26 protein-coding genes are annotated in these 17,910 nt (G+C 57.6%); 1 reads left to right on the top strand and 25 read right to left on the bottom strand.

All coding sequences use genetic code 11. The annotated features are described in order from the left end of the window. Nucleotides 1-74 precede the first annotated feature (74 nt). From ACOQOY_RS14430 to rpmC, 25 genes are all read right to left on the bottom strand, one after another. Entirely contained in the window at nucleotides 75-1,385 is a 1,311-nt protein-coding gene (locus tag ACOQOY_RS14430; protein ID WP_420586076.1) for a replication-associated recombination protein A, read from the bottom strand. A 4-nt stretch (nucleotides 1,386-1,389) separates the two neighbouring features. Beyond that, nucleotides 1,390-2,775, bottom strand: coding sequence for a trypsin-like peptidase domain-containing protein (locus ACOQOY_RS14425; protein ID WP_420586075.1), 1,386 nt, complete (start codon nucleotides 2,773-2,775; stop codon nucleotides 1,390-1,392). A gap of 119 nt (nucleotides 2,776-2,894) precedes the next feature. Further along, nucleotides 2,895-3,785, bottom strand: a complete 891-nt coding sequence (locus ACOQOY_RS14420; RefSeq protein WP_420586074.1) for a DUF2950 family protein — start codon at nucleotides 3,783-3,785, stop codon at nucleotides 2,895-2,897. A 1-nt stretch (nucleotide 3,786) separates the two neighbouring features. Then, on the bottom strand, nucleotides 3,787-5,112 hold the full coding sequence (locus ACOQOY_RS14415) for a DUF3300 domain-containing protein (RefSeq protein WP_420586073.1): 1,326 nt from the start codon (nucleotides 5,110-5,112) through the stop codon (nucleotides 3,787-3,789). Between the two features lie 145 nt (nucleotides 5,113-5,257). Further along, nucleotides 5,258-5,680 (bottom strand): 50S ribosomal protein L17, encoded by a 423-nt coding sequence (rplQ, locus tag ACOQOY_RS14410; protein WP_039538314.1) that lies wholly within the window; start codon nucleotides 5,678-5,680, stop codon nucleotides 5,258-5,260. 118 nt (nucleotides 5,681-5,798) lie between these two features. Then, nucleotides 5,799-6,815: a DNA-directed RNA polymerase subunit alpha gene (locus tag ACOQOY_RS14405; RefSeq protein WP_039525561.1), complete on the bottom strand. Its 1,017-nt coding sequence runs from the start codon at nucleotides 6,813-6,815 to the stop codon at nucleotides 5,799-5,801. A gap of 115 nt (nucleotides 6,816-6,930) precedes the next feature. After that, entirely contained in the window at nucleotides 6,931-7,320 is a 390-nt protein-coding gene (gene rpsK / locus ACOQOY_RS14400; RefSeq protein ID WP_008757289.1) for a 30S ribosomal protein S11, read from the bottom strand. A 15-nt stretch (nucleotides 7,321-7,335) separates the two neighbouring features. Continuing rightward, nucleotides 7,336-7,704: a 30S ribosomal protein S13 gene (gene rpsM, locus ACOQOY_RS14395; RefSeq protein ID WP_170332212.1), complete on the bottom strand. Its 369-nt coding sequence runs from the start codon at nucleotides 7,702-7,704 to the stop codon at nucleotides 7,336-7,338. 212 nt (nucleotides 7,705-7,916) lie between these two features. Further along, a complete protein-coding gene (locus ACOQOY_RS14390; RefSeq protein ID WP_420586072.1) occupies nucleotides 7,917-8,564 on the bottom strand; it encodes an adenylate kinase in 648 nt (215 codons plus the stop codon). Next, complete coding sequence (secY, locus tag ACOQOY_RS14385) at nucleotides 8,561-9,925, bottom strand: preprotein translocase subunit SecY (protein WP_420586071.1); 1,365 nt, start codon at nucleotides 9,923-9,925, stop codon at nucleotides 8,561-8,563. The genes ACOQOY_RS14390 and secY overlap by 4 nt, the downstream gene beginning before the upstream one ends. 109 nt (nucleotides 9,926-10,034) lie before the next feature. Then, entirely contained in the window at nucleotides 10,035-10,508 is a 474-nt protein-coding gene (rplO, locus tag ACOQOY_RS14380; protein WP_420586070.1) for a 50S ribosomal protein L15, read from the bottom strand. A 146-nt stretch (nucleotides 10,509-10,654) separates the two neighbouring features. After that, nucleotides 10,655-11,515, bottom strand: a complete 861-nt coding sequence (locus ACOQOY_RS14375; protein ID WP_420586069.1) for a hypothetical protein — start codon at nucleotides 11,513-11,515, stop codon at nucleotides 10,655-10,657. A gap of 185 nt (nucleotides 11,516-11,700) precedes the next feature. Beyond that, nucleotides 11,701-11,916, bottom strand: coding sequence for a DUF1127 domain-containing protein (locus tag ACOQOY_RS14370; RefSeq protein WP_420586068.1), 216 nt, complete (start codon nucleotides 11,914-11,916; stop codon nucleotides 11,701-11,703). Between the two features lie 144 nt (nucleotides 11,917-12,060). Continuing rightward, nucleotides 12,061-12,744, bottom strand: a complete 684-nt coding sequence (locus tag ACOQOY_RS14365; RefSeq protein ID WP_420586067.1) for a DUF4274 domain-containing protein — start codon at nucleotides 12,742-12,744, stop codon at nucleotides 12,061-12,063. A gap of 53 nt (nucleotides 12,745-12,797) precedes the next feature. Further along, nucleotides 12,798-12,986 (bottom strand): 50S ribosomal protein L30, encoded by a 189-nt coding sequence (gene rpmD, locus ACOQOY_RS14360; protein WP_008757946.1) that lies wholly within the window; start codon nucleotides 12,984-12,986, stop codon nucleotides 12,798-12,800. A gap of 12 nt (nucleotides 12,987-12,998) precedes the next feature. Continuing rightward, nucleotides 12,999-13,568 carry a 30S ribosomal protein S5 gene (rpsE, locus tag ACOQOY_RS14355; RefSeq protein WP_155148691.1) on the bottom strand — a complete coding sequence of 190 codons (570 nt, stop codon included), beginning with the start codon at nucleotides 13,566-13,568 and terminating at the stop codon, nucleotides 12,999-13,001. Between the two features lie 116 nt (nucleotides 13,569-13,684). Beyond that, on the bottom strand, nucleotides 13,685-14,044 hold the full coding sequence (gene rplR, locus ACOQOY_RS14350; RefSeq protein WP_039523386.1) for a 50S ribosomal protein L18: 360 nt from the start codon (nucleotides 14,042-14,044) through the stop codon (nucleotides 13,685-13,687). A gap of 11 nt (nucleotides 14,045-14,055) precedes the next feature. After that, on the bottom strand, nucleotides 14,056-14,589 hold the full coding sequence (rplF, locus tag ACOQOY_RS14345) for a 50S ribosomal protein L6 (RefSeq protein ID WP_170373361.1): 534 nt from the start codon (nucleotides 14,587-14,589) through the stop codon (nucleotides 14,056-14,058). A gap of 11 nt (nucleotides 14,590-14,600) precedes the next feature. Then, nucleotides 14,601-14,993, bottom strand: coding sequence for a 30S ribosomal protein S8 (gene rpsH / locus ACOQOY_RS14340; RefSeq protein ID WP_155148687.1), 393 nt, complete (start codon nucleotides 14,991-14,993; stop codon nucleotides 14,601-14,603). 13 nt (nucleotides 14,994-15,006) lie between these two features. Further along, entirely contained in the window at nucleotides 15,007-15,312 is a 306-nt protein-coding gene (gene rpsN, locus ACOQOY_RS14335) for a 30S ribosomal protein S14 (RefSeq protein ID WP_068340744.1), read from the bottom strand. 19 nt (nucleotides 15,313-15,331) lie between these two features. After that, nucleotides 15,332-15,892 carry a 50S ribosomal protein L5 gene (rplE, locus tag ACOQOY_RS14330; protein ID WP_170356680.1) on the bottom strand — a complete coding sequence of 187 codons (561 nt, stop codon included), beginning with the start codon at nucleotides 15,890-15,892 and terminating at the stop codon, nucleotides 15,332-15,334. Next, a complete protein-coding gene (rplX, locus tag ACOQOY_RS14325) occupies nucleotides 15,885-16,196 on the bottom strand; it encodes a 50S ribosomal protein L24 (protein ID WP_420586066.1) in 312 nt (103 codons plus the stop codon). The genes rplE and rplX overlap by 8 nt, the downstream gene beginning before the upstream one ends. 2 nt (nucleotides 16,197-16,198) lie before the next feature. Continuing rightward, a complete protein-coding gene (rplN, locus tag ACOQOY_RS14320) occupies nucleotides 16,199-16,567 on the bottom strand; it encodes a 50S ribosomal protein L14 (protein WP_008757934.1) in 369 nt (122 codons plus the stop codon). 76 nt (nucleotides 16,568-16,643) lie between these two features. Continuing rightward, nucleotides 16,644-16,874, bottom strand: a complete 231-nt coding sequence (rpsQ, locus tag ACOQOY_RS14315) for a 30S ribosomal protein S17 (protein WP_008757253.1) — start codon at nucleotides 16,872-16,874, stop codon at nucleotides 16,644-16,646. Nucleotides 16,875-16,878: 4 nt separating this feature from the next. Continuing rightward, on the bottom strand, nucleotides 16,879-17,085 hold the full coding sequence (gene rpmC, locus ACOQOY_RS14310; protein WP_039538276.1) for a 50S ribosomal protein L29: 207 nt from the start codon (nucleotides 17,083-17,085) through the stop codon (nucleotides 16,879-16,881). A 170-nt stretch (nucleotides 17,086-17,255) separates the two neighbouring features. Between rpmC and ACOQOY_RS14305 the strand changes: the two genes are divergently transcribed. Then, on the top strand, nucleotides 17,256-17,900 hold the full coding sequence (locus ACOQOY_RS14305; RefSeq protein WP_420586065.1) for a hypothetical protein: 645 nt from the start codon (nucleotides 17,256-17,258) through the stop codon (nucleotides 17,898-17,900). Nucleotides 17,901-17,910: the final 10 nt, after the last annotated feature.

Raw genomic sequence — 17,910 nt, 5'->3', positions numbered from 1 at the left:
AGTATCCTCCCTCGACTCTCATGACCCTAGGGAAGCTCGTTTTTCCGCATCTGTCGCCTCTGACGCGGCGGCACTTAGCCGTTACGCTGCGCCCTTAACTTGGCGAAGTAATCCAGCCGCTTCTTCAATTCGCGTTCAAAGCCGCGTTCGACCGGTTGATAAAGTTCAGGCCGCTCCATTCCGTCCGGAAAGTAGTTCTGGCCGGAAAACCCATCCTCGGCATCATGATCATAGGCATAGCCCGAGCCATATCCCTGATCCTTCATCAACGATGTCGGCGCGTTGAGGATGTGTTTTGGCGGGGGCTCACTGCCCAATTGCTTGGCCAACCGCATTGCCGCCTTATACCCCACATAGGCCCCGTTCGATTTCGGGGCCAGCGCCAGATAGACAAGCGCCTGAGCCAAAGCCAGTTCGCCCTCAGGGCTGCCTAACCGTTCATAGGTCTGCCATGATTGCAGGCAGATCGCTTGCGCTTGCGGATCGGCCAGCCCGATATCCTCAACCGCCATTCGCGTGATCCGCCGCGCCAGATAGCGCGGGTCCTCGCCCCCCGTCAGCATCCGAGCGAACCAGTAGAGCGCAGCGTCCGGATCGGACCCGCGCACCGATTTATGCAGAGCCGAGATCAGGTTGTAATGCTCATCCCCGGACTTGTCGTATTTCGCCGCCCGCCGCATCAGCCGGGTCGACAGCGCATCTGGGTCCAGCGGGCCTTGCACTTTCCAGGCTGCAACCTGCTCAATCAGGTTCAGCAACGCCCGCCCGTCACCGTCCGCCATCTCTTGCAGGGCTTCCCGCGCATGGCCGGTCAACGGCAGAGCGCGGTTCAGCTCTTTTTCAGCCCGCTGCGTCAGACGCTCAAGATCGGTCAGGTTCAGACGCTCCAACACAAGAACCTGCGCCCGGCTGAGCACAGCGGCGTTCAGCTCGAACGAGGGGTTCTCGGTCGTGGCCCCGACCAGCAGGATCGTCCCGTCTTCCATATGTGGCAGGAACCCGTCCTGCTGGGCTTTGTTGAACCGGTGAATTTCATCCACAAACAGCAACGTACCCTGCCCGTTTTGACGACGAATCCTAGCCGCCTCGAACACCTTTTTCAGATCCGGCACGCCGGTGAAAATTGCGCTGATCTGAACGAAATGCAGGTCGGTTTCCTGCGCCAGCAACCGCGCAATGGTGGTCTTTCCCACGCCCGGAGGCCCCCAGAACACCAGACTGGATAGGCTGCCCGAGGCCAGCATGACGCCCAAAGGCGCATCCGGGCCAAGCACCTGTTCCTGCCCGATCACCTCGGACAGGTTTTGCGGCCGTAGCCGATCCGCCAGCGGGCGATGGCCAGAGGTCGCGGGCGCGCTCGCCCCGGTGTCGAACAGGTCGCTCATGAAATCACAGCCGGAACCGTAGTGAGACCAACCGGCCACCGCGCAGAATGACCAGGTTCAGCCTGCGCCCCGGATCGGTCAGCGCATCTACCACGTCCTGCGGATGCTCGATCTCGGTGCCATTGATGCTGTTGACCACATCGCCTGCACGCAGCCCCGACCGCCCTCCGTAGCGGCTTGCATCCACAACGACCACACCGGTCTGCGACAGCAAAAGCCCCATCCGGGTGATGACCTCAGGGTTGATCCGCGACACAACCAGACCCGGCATCGCGGTGCGATCATCCAGGGTGGTTTCCTCAGCCGCCGGGGTTTCAGGCGCCTTGACCAAAGCCACCTCGACTTCGGCCTGCTCATGCCCGCGCAGCCGCGTCAGAACCGAACTGCCGCCAACGCCTGCCACCGACATCCGAAACTTCATTTCCGCCGGAGAGTTCACCTCATCCCCGTCCACATGCGTGACCACATCGCCCACGCGCAAGCCTGCCTCGGACAGCGGGCTGAGCGGATGCAGGTCGGAAATCACAACGCCCAACGGGATCACCAGACCCAGCGACTCGGCGATATCGGCGCTCATGTGCTGACCGGCCATTCCGGCCCAAGGGCTGACAAAGCGGTCATTGCCGTCTTTCGCCTGCCGCAGAAACTCGGCCACCAGATTGGCGGGAATGGCAAAGCCAATCCCGTTGGACCCGCCCGACCGGGTCAGGATCGAGGTGTTGATCCCGATCAAATCGCCATTCACGTCAATCAGCGCCCCGCCCGAGTTACCGGGATTGATCGCCGCATCGGTCTGGATGAAATACCCCCGCGCATTGCCAGTGGCCGTCCCCGTCCGCGCCAAACCCGAGATGATGCCCGACGACACCGTCTGCCCCACCCCAAACGGGTTGCCAATGGCCAGAGCGAGCTCACCAACCTCAACATGGTCCGAGTCGCGCAGGTGCAGGAACGGCAGGCCTTTGGCCTCGTCCAGCCGCAATATGGCAATGTCGCTTTCCTTGTCGCCCAGCACCACATGGGCCGAAAACTCGCGCCGATCCGTCGTCACCACGCGGATTTCAGTGGCGGTTCCGACCACGTGATAATTTGACACCACATAACCATCGTCGGACAGAATAACCCCCGACCCCAGCGAGTTCTGAACCCGCTGGCGCGGCTCACCAAAGCCGCCACCAAAGAAATCCTGAAAGAACGGGTCCGAAAAGAACGGATTGGCCCGGCCTTGGCGCACGATCTTGGCATAGATATTGACGACCGCAGGCGATGCCTCTTTGACCACAGGCGCAAAGCCCAGCGAAATCTCGGCCTGTGATTGCGGGACCTGGGTTTCCGCAGTGGCAACCGAAGCACAGGCGAAAGACAATGCAATAAACGTCGCGCGGAGCATCATGACCTCAACGTAGAAAGTTGCGTTGGATATGCGTGTCCACGAGGGGTAATGCAAGCGTCTGTTAAGTGTTCAGCCCGGTCACACACCAGGGACAAACGCCCCGGCGCGATTGCGTGTCATTCGACCGGCGACCAGTCGGACCCCGGATCGTAAACGGTGATCTCTGCCGTGCGCTCTGGGGTGTCAGGGCCGAAATCGGCCTCGTACACAATCCCGTTTTCGCCAACCAGAAAGGAATGCACGCCCGATTCACCATATTCCGCAGGGACGGCCAACAGCGCGTGACCCGCAACGAACCAGTCGCCTACGAAATAGGAATAGGCCCCGCCCGGAGCGTTCGCCCCCTGCCCGTGCAGGATCGTGTAGGTATAACCAAGGAACGGTTCGGCGTCATAATCAGTCTCTCCGTCGCTCCAGCCCGAAGCGGCGGCGCGGGCAAGGGCGGCACCGACAAAGCTGTCTTCATCCGGCCAGAACAGGCCGTTTCGTGCGCTGGGGTCAGCAATGATCGTCTGTGCGAACTCCATCACGCCGTCACCGTTGTGATCAACCAGTCGGAACGCAGCCTGCAGATCGACATAGGCCTCAAGCAGTTCGATCACTTCCAGCTCATTCAAACCGATCTCACGGGCGGCAAGTTCTTCTATCCCCGCATCAAGATCAAAGCGCCAGCCATCATCGCCGCGTGAGATTGGGATAGGAAAGGGCCAACTGTCTTCGCCCAGCAGCAGAACGACCCCGTCCTCATCAGGCAAAAAGCGATAGCCCTCGGCGTACATGCCCAGAACTTCTTGCCGCCTTTGCTGGTCTTCGACGGGATCACCCGTTCCGATGAGGTCTTCGGCCTCAGGCCCGAAAATCTCAAGCAAACTGGCCTGATCGTCGGCCCTTAGCGCATCGACAAACGCGTCCAGAGCCGTCTGCGGCGTATCGAACCGCGCGCCTTCGGCCAAAGCCGATCCGGTGGTTGCGGCAAGGATCATCAAAGATAGTAGCGAATTGCGCATCTTACCGTCCCCGCTTACCCCGGGCCGCATGGCCGCGCTTGGACGCGCTCTTGGTTCTGCTGCCGGATGCTTTTTTCTTCATCGCCTTGCCTTTGGTTGCTGAGGGCTTGCGTTGGGTGGCCGCTTTCTTGGCCTGAGGTTTCTTGGCCGCCTGCGGCTTTTGCTTCACAGGCTTCTTTGCCGCTTCGGGCCGTTGCTTGGTGCGGTCAATGGCCTGCTGCTTGGCAGCTGCCTTGTCGCGGTCCACGTTGCCCCGGTTGACCTGCGGCAGGTCTCTGTTCCCACCACCCCGGCTGGCCAACGCGCCACCGGCAGCGACGCCAGCACCGGCTGCAATCGCGGCTGAGCGATCCCGGCTGATATCGGCAGCCCCGGATTCACGGCTCAGTTTATTGCGCAGCTCGTCTGTGCGGCCTTCGGGGCGGTTGACCGGCAGATCGCCACGACCAGTTTCTGGACGCTTGTGGTCAGCGATTTTATTCCGCGCCTGCTGTTGACGGTTCGCGTCGGGCTTCCAGCCAATATCGGTCCGGTCCCCCAAATCTATGTCGTTCCCGATATTGACGTTGCCATCGACATCAATGTCGATATCCGGATTTCTATAGATCGGGCCACCGCCCCAGCCGCCACAGTTGCGACAACCCCAATAGCCGTACCAATCGTCGTCATCGTCGAAAATCTCGTCAATCAGCGCCACGGTACCAAAGGTCAGTAGGGCAGCCCCCACAACATCACCCGTCGACGGCCCGGTATACACGGTCGCCGGATCATATTGCGGCACATAAACCGTTTCGGTGTTGGTAGGCGTAATCACAACCGTATCGTCATCGGATACTTCAACCGTCTGCTCAGGGCCTGAGATCAAGGCACCGCTGTCGATGGCCTGATCTCGCATGACCTGGACCGCATCCATCACATCGTCGGATTGTGCCAGCATCGCGGTGCCCATGGTTTCGGTCCAGTCGATATGAGTGGCCATCTGACCAACGACTTCGGGGAACGCAGTTGCCAACACCGCAACCGACGGATCCCAGCCCATGGCGTCAATTTCCGGCTCAAGCTCAACCGGATCGCGGTCGGCATTATCCAGCAAATACCGCTCGGCCTTAACGATCTCCAGCGGCTGAGTAGCGGCCACAAATATCTGGATCAACAAAGTATCCGGGTAGAGCGCGACCGGAGCGACCAGTGTCTGAAGCTCGGCATCCGTCAAAAGCTCGGACTGGTCCGGCGGCGTTTCTTCGGTTGCGGGCTGTTCGGATGTTTCCTGCGCAAAAAGCGTCGTGGATGCGCCAATACCGAGCGCAAAGATCAGATACTTAAACATATTATGATCCTTCAATTTCTCAAAGGATCGCCCAAGTTTGCGATTCTGGCAACAGGACCGCTTTTGGGGCCGTTTTGTTACAGCAGACGAAAAAGCCCCCGTGTCCGGGGACACGGGGGCCAATAAATCAGAAAGCCTGGCTTTCTTATTCTTCGTCTGCGGCCTCTTCGGCGGCAACGCGGGCTTTGTCAGCCGCGCCTTTGGCGTCGACGTCACGATCAACGAATTCGATGATCGCCATCGGAGCCATGTCGCCATAGCGGAAGCCAGCTTTCAGGATACGTACGTAACCGCCCTGACGCTCGGCGTAGCGGGGGCCCAGAACTTCGAACAGCTTGGCGACGTCTTTGTCTTCTTTCAGCTGTGCTGCGGCCTGACGACGGGCGTGCAGGTCGCCACGCTTGCCCAGAGTGACCAGCTTTTCGATGATCGGGCGCAGTTCTTTTGCCTTGGGCAGAGTTGTTTTGATTTGCTCATGCTCGATGAGCGAGCCAGCCATGTTTGCAAACAGCGCCTTGCGGTGCTCATGAGTACGGTTCAGGCGGCGGTAACCACGTGCGTGACGCATTTTCTAGTTCCTTCTTTCGCGTTTTGCTTTGTCTGGCTGGCGATGCGTGTCACCGGCTCTCCTTGGGGCGGAAGTGCCCATTTTGTCCCCGGACGCCCGGGCATTGGGGAAGACGCGCTTAGAACGCGTCTTCGAATTTCTTCGCCAGATCTTCGATGTTGTCGGGCGGCCAGTCCTCGACGTCCATGCCGAGGTGCAGACCCATGCCGGACAGCACTTCTTTGATCTCGTTCAGCGACTTGCGGCCGAAGTTCGGGGTGCGCAGCATCTCGGCTTCGGTCTTCTGGATCAGGTCGCCGATGTAAACGATGTTGTCGTTCTTCAGGCAGTTCGCCGAACGGACCGAAAGTTCCAACTCGTCCACTTTCTTCAGCAGCAGCGGGTTGAACTCCAGACCATCGTCCTCGTCCTGGCGGCCAGCCGATTCCGGCTCGTCGAAGTTGACGAAGATTGACAGCTGATCCTGCAGGATACGCGCGGCAAAGGCCAGCGCGTCTTCCGGCGTGATGGACCCATCGGTTTCGATCTTCAGGGTCAGCTTGTCATAGTCCAGAACCTGACCTTCACGGGTCGGCTGAACGTCATAGGCAACCTTCTTGACCGGCGAATAGATCGCGTCGATCGGGATCAGGCCGATGGGTGCATCTTCCGGCTTGTTCTTCTCAGCCGAGACGTAACCCTTACCGGTGTTGACGGTCAGTTCCATGAACAGGTCGGCGCCATCGTCGAGGTGGCAGATGACGTGATCGCGGTTCAGAACCTCGATACCGGCGCTTTCGCTGATGTCACCAGCGGTGACAACTGCGGGGCCTTTGGCATTGATCGACAGGCGCTTGGGGCCTTCGACTTCCATGCGCAGCGATACGCCTTTGAGGTTCAGGATAATGTCGGTGACGTCTTCACGCACGCCCGCGACGCTCGAGAACTCGTGCAGGACGTTGTCGATCTGTACGCTGGTGATGGCCGCACCTTGCAGCGAGCTCATCAGAACGCGACGCAGCGCGTTGCCCAGGGTCAGACCAAAGCCACGCTCCAGCGGTTCAGCAACCAAAGTAGCCTGACGTGCAGGGTCGTTGCCCGGCTTACCGTCCAGCTGGGTCGGCTTGATCAATTCTGCCCAATTCTTATGGATCATGTAATCCCTCCATTCCTGTCCGCGCCCCATGACCAACAAGGTGCAGACGCCCGAGGTTCAAAATGACGTGCTGGGGCCGTGCAAAAAACACAGCCCCAGCCAAATTCAAAATCGCTTAGACGCGACGACGCTTCGGCGGACGGCAGCCGTTGTGAGCGATCGGCGTCACGTCGCGGATCGACGTGATGTTGAAGCCCACTGCAGCCAGCGCGCGCAGAGCCGATTCACGACCCGAACCGGGGCCCTGAACTTCGACTTCCAGCGTTTTGACGCCATGTTCCTGCGCCTTTTTGCCTGCGTCTTCTGCAGCCATCTGAGCGGCGTAGGGTGTCGATTTCCGCGACCCTTTGAAGCCCATGGTACCGGCAGACGACCACGAGATGGCGTTGCCCTGTACGTCCGAGATCAGGATCTTGGTGTTGTTGAAGGTCGAGTTCACATGGGCAACGCCCGATGCGATGTTCTTACGCTCTTTGCGCTTAACGCGAGTCTTATCACGTGCCATCAGTCAGACCCTCCCTTATTTCTTCTTACCAGCGATGGCCTTTGCGGGGCCTTTGCGGGTACGAGCATTGGTGTGGGTGCGCTGACCGCGAACCGGCAGGTTGCGGCGGTGACGCAGACCGCGGTAGCAGCCCAGGTCCATCAGACGCTTGACGTTCATCTGAACTTCACGACGCAGGTCACCTTCGACGGTGAAGTTTTCGTCGATGTATTCGCGGATTTTCAGTACTTCGGCATCCGACAGTTCGTTGACGCGACGGGTCGCTTCAATGCCCACGGCTTCGCAGATCGCTTTGGCCGAGGTGTTGCCGATACCGGTGATATATGTGAGGGCGATAGGTACCCGCTTTGCAGTCGGGATGTTTACGCCGGCAATACGTGCCACGTGTCACTTTCCTTTTTTGTTGCGGTTCCGTAGCTCCAGAACCTTTTTTCACAACACTTGACCGTGGCAGTGAGGCCAGAGGGTCCAGCATTTATACGAGGTGGTAAAAGCGCGCTGAACGAATCCCGCACGCAATCGTGATTCCCATAGGGATGTGGGTCGATATGGGCTTTTGGCAGTGCCGTCAAGCCCATATTCCTGCAAGCGCAGCGTCAGGCGTCAAGGACACCTGCAATTGCGCCCTGAACCTCTTCGATCTCACCCAGACCATTGACCTTGGTGAGCTGACCTTTGGCATAGTAATAGCCGATCAGCGGCGAGGTTTTTTTGTAGTATTCCATCAGACGGGTCTTGAGGCTTTCCTCATTGTCGTCTGCGCGGCGTTTGAAGTCATTCTCTTTGCCGCAATTGGTGCATTTACCATCCGCAGGGATCGGCTTGGTGATGTCGTTATAGACCTCGCCACAGCCCCCACAGGTGGACCGCGCGGTAATGCGCTGAACCAGTGCTGCGTCGTCGACTTCCATCTCGATCACCGCATCCAGGCTGTTGCCGGTGCTGTCGAGCAGTTGCCCCAGCGCGTCGGCCTGCGCCAGCGTGCGGGGGAAACCGTCAAAGATGAAACCACCCTCGGCACCCTGTTCCAGCTTCTCGCGGATCAGGCCGATGACGATCTCGTCTGTGACCAACTGGCCCTTGGCCATAACTTCGGCCACGCGGTTGCCCATCTCGGTGCCGCTGTCCTTGGCCTCGCGCAGCATGTCGCCGGTGCTCAGCTGGACCATGCCGCGTGTTTCAACCAGGTGACGCGCCTGCGTTCCTTTACCGGCCCCCGGGGGGCCAAGAAGAATGATGTTCATCGACGAGCGGGTCCCTTCCTGCCGCGTTTCTTACTCTTACCGCGCAGCTGGGACTTTTCGATCAGCCCTTCGTATTGATGCGCCAGCAGGTGGCTCTGGACCTGTTGGATCGTATCCATGGTCACAGAGACGATAATCAGAACCGAGGTGCCGCCGAAATAGAACGGAATGGCGAACTGGTTCCTCAGGATTTCAGGCAGCAGACAAACCGCGGCCAGATAAGCCGAACCCAAAACCAACACGCGGTTGACCACGTATTCCAGATACTCGGCGGTTTTCTTGCCCGGACGGATACCCGGCACAAAGCCGTTCTGTTTTTTCAGGTTGTCCGCCACATCGTCGGGTTTGAACGACACGTTGAACGTATAGAAGTAAGCGAAGAACACGATCATCGACGCAAAGAACAACAGATACAGCGGCTGTCCGGGGCCAAAGTTGGCCAGCAGCCACGACATCACCGGACCACTGGTCGCACCTGACGAGAAGGTCGAGATCGTCACCGGCAGCAACAGCAGCGAGCTGGCAAAGATTGCCGGGATCACGCCCGCGGGGTTGACTTTGACCGGCAGGTGGCTGGAGCCGCCTTCATAGATCTTCATACCGGCCTGACGGCGCGGGTATTGAATGTGGATCTTGCGCAGTGCCCGCTCCATGAACACCACGAAAGTAATTACGGCGATAACCATCACGATCACACCAACGATCACGGCGGGGCTGATCGCACCCGAACGGCCCGACGCGAAGAACTGCGCCAGCGCGGCCGGGACCTCGGCGATGATGCCGACGAAGATGATCAGCGAGATACCGTTGCCGATGCCGCGCGCTGTGATCTGCTCACCCAGCCACATCAGGAACATGGTGCCGCCGACCAGAGTGATCATGGTCGACATGCGGAAGAACATGCCCGGATCGGTCGCCAGATCGCCCGATTCAAGCGAAACCGCCAGACCATAGGCCTGAACGGTGGCCAAAGCCACGGTGCCGAAACGGGTGTATTGGTTGATCTTTTTGCGCCCCTGCTCGCCCTCTTTCTTGAGCTGTTCGAGCGCGGGAACCATAGATGTCAGCAGCTGCACGATGATCGAGGCTGAAATGTAGGGCATGATGCCGAGGGCAAAGATACCCATCCGCCCCAGCGCCCCGCCGGTGAACATCGAAACCATGCCGCCGATGCCCTGCCCCGCCTGTTCCATGAACTCACGCAGCGCTTGTCCGTCGATTCCCGGCACCGGAATAAAGGTGCCCAGGCGATAAACGATCAACAAACCCAGCGTAAACAGGATGCGGTTGCGCAGATCGGTGGCTTTGCCAAGGGCAGACCAGCTTGTGTTGGCTGCCATTTGTTCTGCTGCTGATACCATAAATCGGTCTCTCTTATGAAAACACCGCCCAGAACCGTTTTCCGGCTCGGGCGGCGTCTGGGAAAACTTAGTGCTCTATGTAAGCGGGTCTTTGCCCGCTCACAAGCGCTTACTCTGCCGCAGCAGCTTTTGTGACCTGAAGTGAACCGCCCGCTTTTTCAACTGCCTCAACAGCAGCTTTCGAAGCACCGGTAACTTCCAGGTTCACCTTGGCGGTGATTTCGCCTTTGGCCAGAACACGGATACCGTCCAGTTTGCGACGAACCAGACCGGACGCAACCAGCGCGTCCTCGGTGATCGCGGCTTTGTCGTCCAGTTTCTTGGCGTCGATGAACTTCTGGATCAGGCCCAGGTTGATGACTGCGAATTCCTTGCGGTTCGGCTTGTTGAAGCCACGCTTGGGCAGGCGTTGGTACAGCGGCATCTGGCCACCTTCGTAGCCATTGATGGCCACACCCGAACGGGATTTCTGGCCTTTGATACCACGGCCACCCATTTTACCTTTGCCGGAACCGGGGCCACGTCCAACGCGTGTGCGTTTCGGGTTGGCGCCAGGATTGTCGCGCAATTCGTTCAGTTTCATTTCGCTTCTCCTAAGCCGGATGTGACCCCCGAAGCGTGATGGGCCAAACACGGCATTTCTTGATTTTGATTCTCGCGGACATTTGTCCACCGGAGGCGTATAGGCCCGTTGCCCGATCTTGGCAAGACCATGCGATTATACCCACCTCAGCCGGTGTCTTCTGACATGTCTTCCTCGGGCTTGTGCCGGGGCGGGATGGGGGCCAGATGCGGATCGATCCCGTGCTTTTTCACCAGAGACCCGACCAGGCTGTCCGGGTGCGGCACGCCCTCGAACTTATACAGAATAAACGACCGCATGCGACGTCCGTAGAAATGGATCGACATCGTGTCATCCGTCAGGTACCGCTCGGCCCTTGCAAAAGGCCTGCTCAGCGCCCGGCGGTGCTTGAACGAGATCGGGTACAGCACATCAGTCGGGAACGAGAATTGCGCCTCGCCATTCTGCCGCAACAGCCAGGTCAGCGCCCGTGGCCCCCAGACACCCCACAGCATCTCTCCGGCATGTTTGGGCTCACCGGCCAGCGCATCGCGGATCAGATCTTGTCGAAACCCGGCAGGCAACCATGGCGGGATGCGATATGGGTTGTCGGTATAATCTATCAGATCGTAGAGGGTCGGGCTGTCCTGCGGCAGGCGCAGCACGCCGTTGTTGATCTCATTCGCGGCAAGGTGGCCGTGGAAATGCCCGTTCTCGGTGGTGAAGGGCTTTACGCAATAGGCATCCGTGTCCGCCCAGATCATATCCGGTTCTTTCGCGAGCATACGATATCGGAACTTGTCCGCGTGAACCGCAGGGCTGCCGGTACGTTTATGGGTTAGGATGTTCTCGTCTGAAAGAACCTCTCGGGCGTCGCGCTGCTCAGTCCCTTCGGGAATGTTGGTCACATCGCCATAGGTATAAAGGCACACGTGCTGGCCCACATCCAGAAACGACTTGATACAGAGTTGCTCCAGAAAACTCAGCGGGCCATCGACCCAGAGCATCCCAATCTGATATTCCCGCACGTCGCCCTGCCCTTCCAGCCGCTCCCCTCGCAGTATACCTCCTGCCGGTTTCTAGTCCCTTGACCGATTACACCCGCGTCTTCAACAGGTCTGAACAGATTTAACCCGCGATGTGTTGTACCGACATCTGAAACCAAAAGAGGCGCCAAATGGCGCCTCTCGGGTGAGTGGTGGTCTGTCAGAAGTTACGAGCAGTAAACGTGGTCCCGCGCGATGTCTTTGATATCGCAGCGACGGATGCCGATATCGTCCAGCTCGCGATTGCTGAGGCCTTGCAGTTCCGCATAAGTGCGATTGAATTCTGCGCGGCGCGCGTAGGCGTCTTTTGCATTCGCGACCAGCTCGGCGAAACGAGCGATCAGGTTAAAGCCGCCGTGGGTGGATGTTGCTGTATAAGCCATATCTTTATTCCTTTCTGGATCGGAGCGTATTCTCCGATGATTTCTGTTCTGTTCCTGTTTGGGACACGGCTCAGATAGGCGCGTTCGATACCGCTAACAACGGAAGTTTCGGTCTAGCCGGTATGCGTTGTGGGAATGGCAAGATTACTGCCCTATTGGCACAACCATCGGACCAGTATCGAAGGCTACGTAGCTTGATAGCGGAACAGTGCCTTTTAACTCTGTTTTAAGAAGGTTCTCTGGAACCGATATTAACCCTGTCACTTTCGTGCCTGTCCCCTGACTGGACGCCAGACGTGCCGCCGCATTCACACTGATTTCCAACATCTCTGACTGATCAAACAGGTACAAATCGCGCTTGGGTACCTTCAGCGCGTTCTCCTTAAAGGGTCGCGTGGTCTCACGAGCTTCAATAATTCTCAACGGCTTCAAAAATTCAACAGACACACAGCATTCAGTTTCGTGCTGAACGCCGCAAAAATACTCGCCTGACATTAGGCTATAGGCAAGAACCGCTATAGCAACATCACAATCATCCTGTTGCAACATCCATTCTGCAACGTGGCTTACCGGCTCTCCGTAGTCGTAGTTCATATTGGAGATAATAGAATACCAAAGCGATTGATCTCTTTGAGTCTCAAGAAACTCAACAACTTCATCAATGAGAACGGTTTCCATGTTGTCCGGAAATTCAATGAGACCATTGTCGCCTTGGCATTCCTTCCAAGTAATTGGCCTGTAATCAGAAAACTTTGAGGGCACAGTAATACTTTCGAGAAAAAATCGCTCTTCCCGAGCACCTAAATACGAATGAACTGCACTTGACAACAAAAAACGCCCCCGAAATTCGGAGGCGTTCTTTAGTTCGCTAGAAGTCGCGCTTAGCCACGCTCTTCGATGATCTCTACCAGATGCGGGATCTTGTTGACCATGCCGCGGACCGAAGGGGTGTCCTCCAGTTCACGGGTTTTGTGCATCTTGTTCAGGCCCAGACCGATCAGGGTTGCGCGCTGTTCGGCGGGGCGGCGGATCGGAGAACCGATCTGCTTGACGACGATGGTTTTTGCCATGGGTCGCTCTCCTTATGCTTCTGCTTCAGCAGCAGCCGGTGCTTCGTCCCGCTTGGGCAGGATGTCAGCAACCTTTTTGCCACGACGTGCGGCAACCGAACGCGGGCTCTGCTCTTTCTGCAGGCCGTTGATGGTGGCGCGGATCATGTTGTACGGGTTCTGCGAGCCCAGCGACTTGGACACAACGTCCTTGACGCCCAGCATTTCGAACACAGCACGCATCGGACCACCGGCGATGATACCAGTACCTTCAGGTGCGGTGCGCATAACCACTTTACCGGCGCCGTGACGGCCCTCGATGTCGTGGTGCAGGGTACGACCTTCGCGCAGTTGCACGCGGATCATCTGACGCTTGGCTTGTTCAGTCGCCTTACGGATGGCTTCAGGTACTTCTTTCGCTTTACCTTTGCCAAAGCCGACGCGGCCTTTCTGATCGCCGACAACCACCAGAGCGGCGAAGCCAAAGCGCTTACCACCTTTTACGGTTTTCGACACGCGGTTGATTGCGACCAGACGATCGGCAAATTCCGGTGCTTCTTCACGGTCGCGGCCCCGGCCCCGACGGTTTTCACGTTCTGCCATTTGGCATCCCTTTTCTCATGTGGCGCATACGGCGCCGTTTTCTTCAATCCAAGTGAGCCCCGACTGTTGCCGAGGCCCCCGGATCATCGGGGCAGCCGTCAAGCTGCCCGCAGGTCTTAGATCTTCAGACCACCTTCACGCGCGGCGTCGGCAACTGCCTTCACCTTGCCGTGGAACAGGAAGCCACCACGATCGAAATAGGCCTCTTCGACACCTGCCTTCTTGGCACGCTCGGCGATGGCCGCGCCCACTTTGGTGGCCGCTTCGACGTTGTTCTTGCCAACTACGCCCAGGTCTTTTTCCAGGGTCGAGGCCGAGGCCAGGGTCACGCCACGAACGTCGTCGATCAGCTGAACGCTGATGTTCTTGTTCGAACGGTGAACCGACAGGCGTACACGGCCGGCGTTGACTTTGCGAAGTTTGTTCCGAACGCGCAGGCGGCGCTTCAGAAACAGGGTTCTTTTGCTGTTTGCCATTGTCTGCGTCCTTACTTCTTCTTGCCTTCCTTGCGGAAGATGAACTCGCCCTTGTAGCGGATGCCCTTGCCTTTGTACGGCTCGGGACGGCGCCATTCGCGGATTTTGGCCGCAACTTCGCCCACCTGCTGCTGGTCGATACCTTCCACAACGATCTCGGTCTGCTTCGGTGCGGTGATGGTGACACCTTCCGGAGCAGTGAAATCAACATCGTGGCTGTAGCCCAGGTTCAGTTTCAGGGTGTTACCCTGCATCTGAGCCCGGTAACCAACACCCTGGATCTCCAGCTCTTTTTTGAAGCCTTCGGTCACACCGGTTACCAGGTTGGCAACCATGGTGCGGCTCATGCCCCACTGCTGGCGAGCACGCTTGGACATGCCACGGGGGTCGATCTTGACCACGTTGTCTTCAACCGACAGCGTAACGTCGTCGGTGGCGGTGAAGCTACGGGTGCCTTTCGGACCTTTGACTTCGATGGTCTGACCCGACACAGAAGCGGTAACGCCGCTGGGCAGCTCGACCGGTTTTTTACCAATACGAGACATTGCAGACCTCCTTAGAAGACGGTGCAGAGCACTTCGCCACCAACATTGTTGGAGCGAGCGTTTGCGTCCGACATCACACCTTTCGGAGTGCTGACAATCGACACGCCCAGACCCTGACGGACCTGCGGGATGTCATTGACGCCCATGTAGACGCGACGGCCGGGTTTCGAGACCCGCTTCAGTTCGCGAATAACAGGGGTGCCTTCGTAGTATTTCAGGCTGATTTCGATGGCCGGATGACCGTTTTCACCGGTCGTGTTTTCGTAGCCACGGATGTAACCTTCGTCCGCCAGAACGTCCAGAACCCAGCCGCGCAGCTTGGAAGCCGGGGTGGAAACGGTGGACTTGCCGCGCATTTGCGCGTTGCGGATACGGGTGAGCATATCGCCGATAGGATCATTCATATCTATGTCTCCCTTACCAGCTCGATTTCACCATGCCGGGGATCTGACCAGCAGAACCCAGCTCGCGCAGCGCGATACGGCTGACCTTCAGCTTACGGTAGTAAGCGTGGGGACGACCGGTCAGCTGACAACGGTTGTGCAGACGGGTTGCCGAGCTGTTGCGCGGCAGTTTCGCCAGTTTCAGACGCGCTTTGAAGCGCTCTTCCATCGGGCGGCTCTCGTCATTCGCGATTTCTTTCAACTCGGCACGCTTTGCGGCATATTTGGCCACCAGGCGTTCGCGCTTCTTCTCGCGTTCGATCATTGCTTTCTTAGCCATGTCTCAATCCTCCCGGCGCTTACGCGTTGAACGGCATGTTGAATGCTTTCAACAGGCTCTTCGCTTCAGCGTCGGTTTTCGCTGTGGTGGCAATTACGATATCCAGGCCCCAGACCTCGTCGACCTTGTCGAAGTCGATTTCCGGGAACACGATGTGCTCTTTCATGCCCATGGCAAAGTTGCCCTGACCATCGAAAGACGGCTTAACACCGCGGAAGTCACGAACGCGCGGCAGCGCGATGGTGATCAGACGATCCAGGAATTCGTACATCCGGTCACCGCGCAGGGTCACTTTCGCGCCCAGCGGCATGTCTTCACGGACGCGGAAACCCGCGATCGACTTCTTCGCCTTGGTTGCAACGGCCTTTTGACCAGCAATTGCAGTCAGATCTTCGACGGCAGCTTTCGCTTTCTTCGAGTCTTTGACCGCCTCAGCACCACAACCGATGTTCAGAACGATTTTGTCCAGCTTGGGCAGCTGCATGTCGTTCTTGTAGCCGAACTCTTCTTTCAGAGCGGCACGGATGGTTTCAACGTACTGAGCTTTCAGACGCGGGGTGTAGGTTGCGGAATCAAGCATCGATCACGTCCCCTGTGGTCTTGGCGAAGCGGACCTTCTTGTCGCCTTCCATACGGAAGCCAACGCGGGTTGCTTTGCCGTTCTTGTCCAGCAGCGCCAGGTTCGACAGCTCGATCGGGTTTGCCTGAGGCAGGCGACCACCTTGCGAGTTCTGCGTCTGACGGGTGTGGCGGATGGCAATGTTGATGCCTTCGACAACAGCTTTACCGGCTTTGGGGTCAACCGAGGAAATGGTTCCCTCTTTACCCTTGTCCTTGCCGGCCAGCACGACGACCTTGTCGCCTTTGCGGAGTTTAGCAGCCATGATTACAGCACCTCCGGAGCCAGCGAGATGATTTTCATGAAGTTCTTGCCGCGCAGTTCGCGAACAACGGGGCCAAAGATACGGGTACCTACGGGCTCGTTGTTGTTGTTCAGGATGACGGCGGCGTTGCGATCGAAACGGATCGCGGTGCCGTCTTCACGACGGACTTCCTTGGCGGTGCGCACGACGACGGCCTTACGGACGTCGCCTTTCTTTACGCGGCCGCGCGGGATGGCTTCCTTCACCGAGACGACAATGATGTCGCCGACGGAGGCGTATTTACGCTTGGAACCACCCAGGACCTTGATGCACTGAACTCGGCGTGCGCCGGAGTTGTCAGCGACATCCAGATTGGTCTGCATCTGGATCATGTGGTTTCTCCCGACCTGTGGGGGCTGGTCTGGTTAGATCCCCCAGGGTTTCGACAAATGGGAAAATCCCGGAGGCTTACGCTTCCAGAACTTCCCAACGTTTCGTCTTCGATTTCGGCGCGCATTCGATGATGCGTACGGTGTCGCCGACCTTGAAGGCGTTCTTTTCATCGTGAGCCCGGTATTTCTTGGACTTACGGATGGTTTTTTTCAGAACCGGATGCGTAAAGCGGCGCTCGACGGATACGGTTACAGTCTGTTCGTTGGCGTCGCTGGTTACGGTGCCGGACAGGATACGCTTGGGCATCTGATTACTCCTCGGATGCCGCAGCAGCGGCCTTTTGGTTCAGAATGGTTTTGACGCGGGCAGCATTGCGGCGGGCCGCTTTGATGCCGGCTGTGTTTTCCAGCTGACCGGTTGCCTGTTGAAAGCGCAGGTTAAAGCTTTCTTTCTTCAGGTTGGCCAGTTCCTCGCGGAGCTGGTCCGGGGTCTTGTCACGCAGTTCTTGGGCGTTCATCGCCTTTTTCCTTTGCTCAAAACACCAGAAGGCCCCCTGACAGGGTCACCTTGGACCTGGTGGATGAATGATAGACATACGAATCGCCCGACAACGCCGGGAGACCGCAGGATGCCGCCGTATAAGGGTTTGGGGGGTGGGTGGCAAGAGGAAGATTCTCGAAAGAAACTTTGAAAACAAAAGTCGCGGAGCCTAAGTTGCCGGAATGGAGAATACACTCTGCATTCATTGCGGGACAAGGCTCACGCGTCGCAACCGCAGCAGAGACCACGTTCCCTCCAAATGCCTTCTCCGCATCCCTTATCCCAACAATCTCTCCACTTTTAAAATTTGCAGGGACTGCAACGCAAGCTTTTCACCCGATGAAGAGTATCTGGCCGCTTTTTTTGGCCTTAATGCTGTCTGATGGCGTGTCGAGCGAGCATTCATCACTGGAAAAGGTCATTGCCAGCAATCACAAACTCCAAGACCAGTTCCTAGAGCTTATTGAGATTGAGGACAAACAACCACCGGTTCTTACTCTGGTTCCCAACGAAGTTCGCCTCCAACGTGCTGTTTTGAAGAACGCGCGCGGGCATTTGTTTCTGTCGATCCGTGAAGTGGGCCAGTGGCATTGTAGTTCAATAGAAATGGTTGCGCTCAACTCCTTGCCAAAGGAAGCGCAAAATTGGTTTTCGATTGATACCGGCGAATGGGATATTGTTCAGAGTGATGTATACCGATACCAAATCACTTTCGAAGAACTTATAGTCGTCAGAATTGTAATGTACGAATACCTAGTCGCGGAAATCCGTTTTCAAAAAACAGCCTCCTAAGGCCAAAGAA

The organism is Ruegeria sp. (assembly GCF_965221235.1).
Lineage (GTDB): Bacteria > Pseudomonadota > Alphaproteobacteria > Rhodobacterales > Rhodobacteraceae > Ruegeria.
This window is presented reverse-complemented; position numbering and strand designations above follow the sequence as displayed.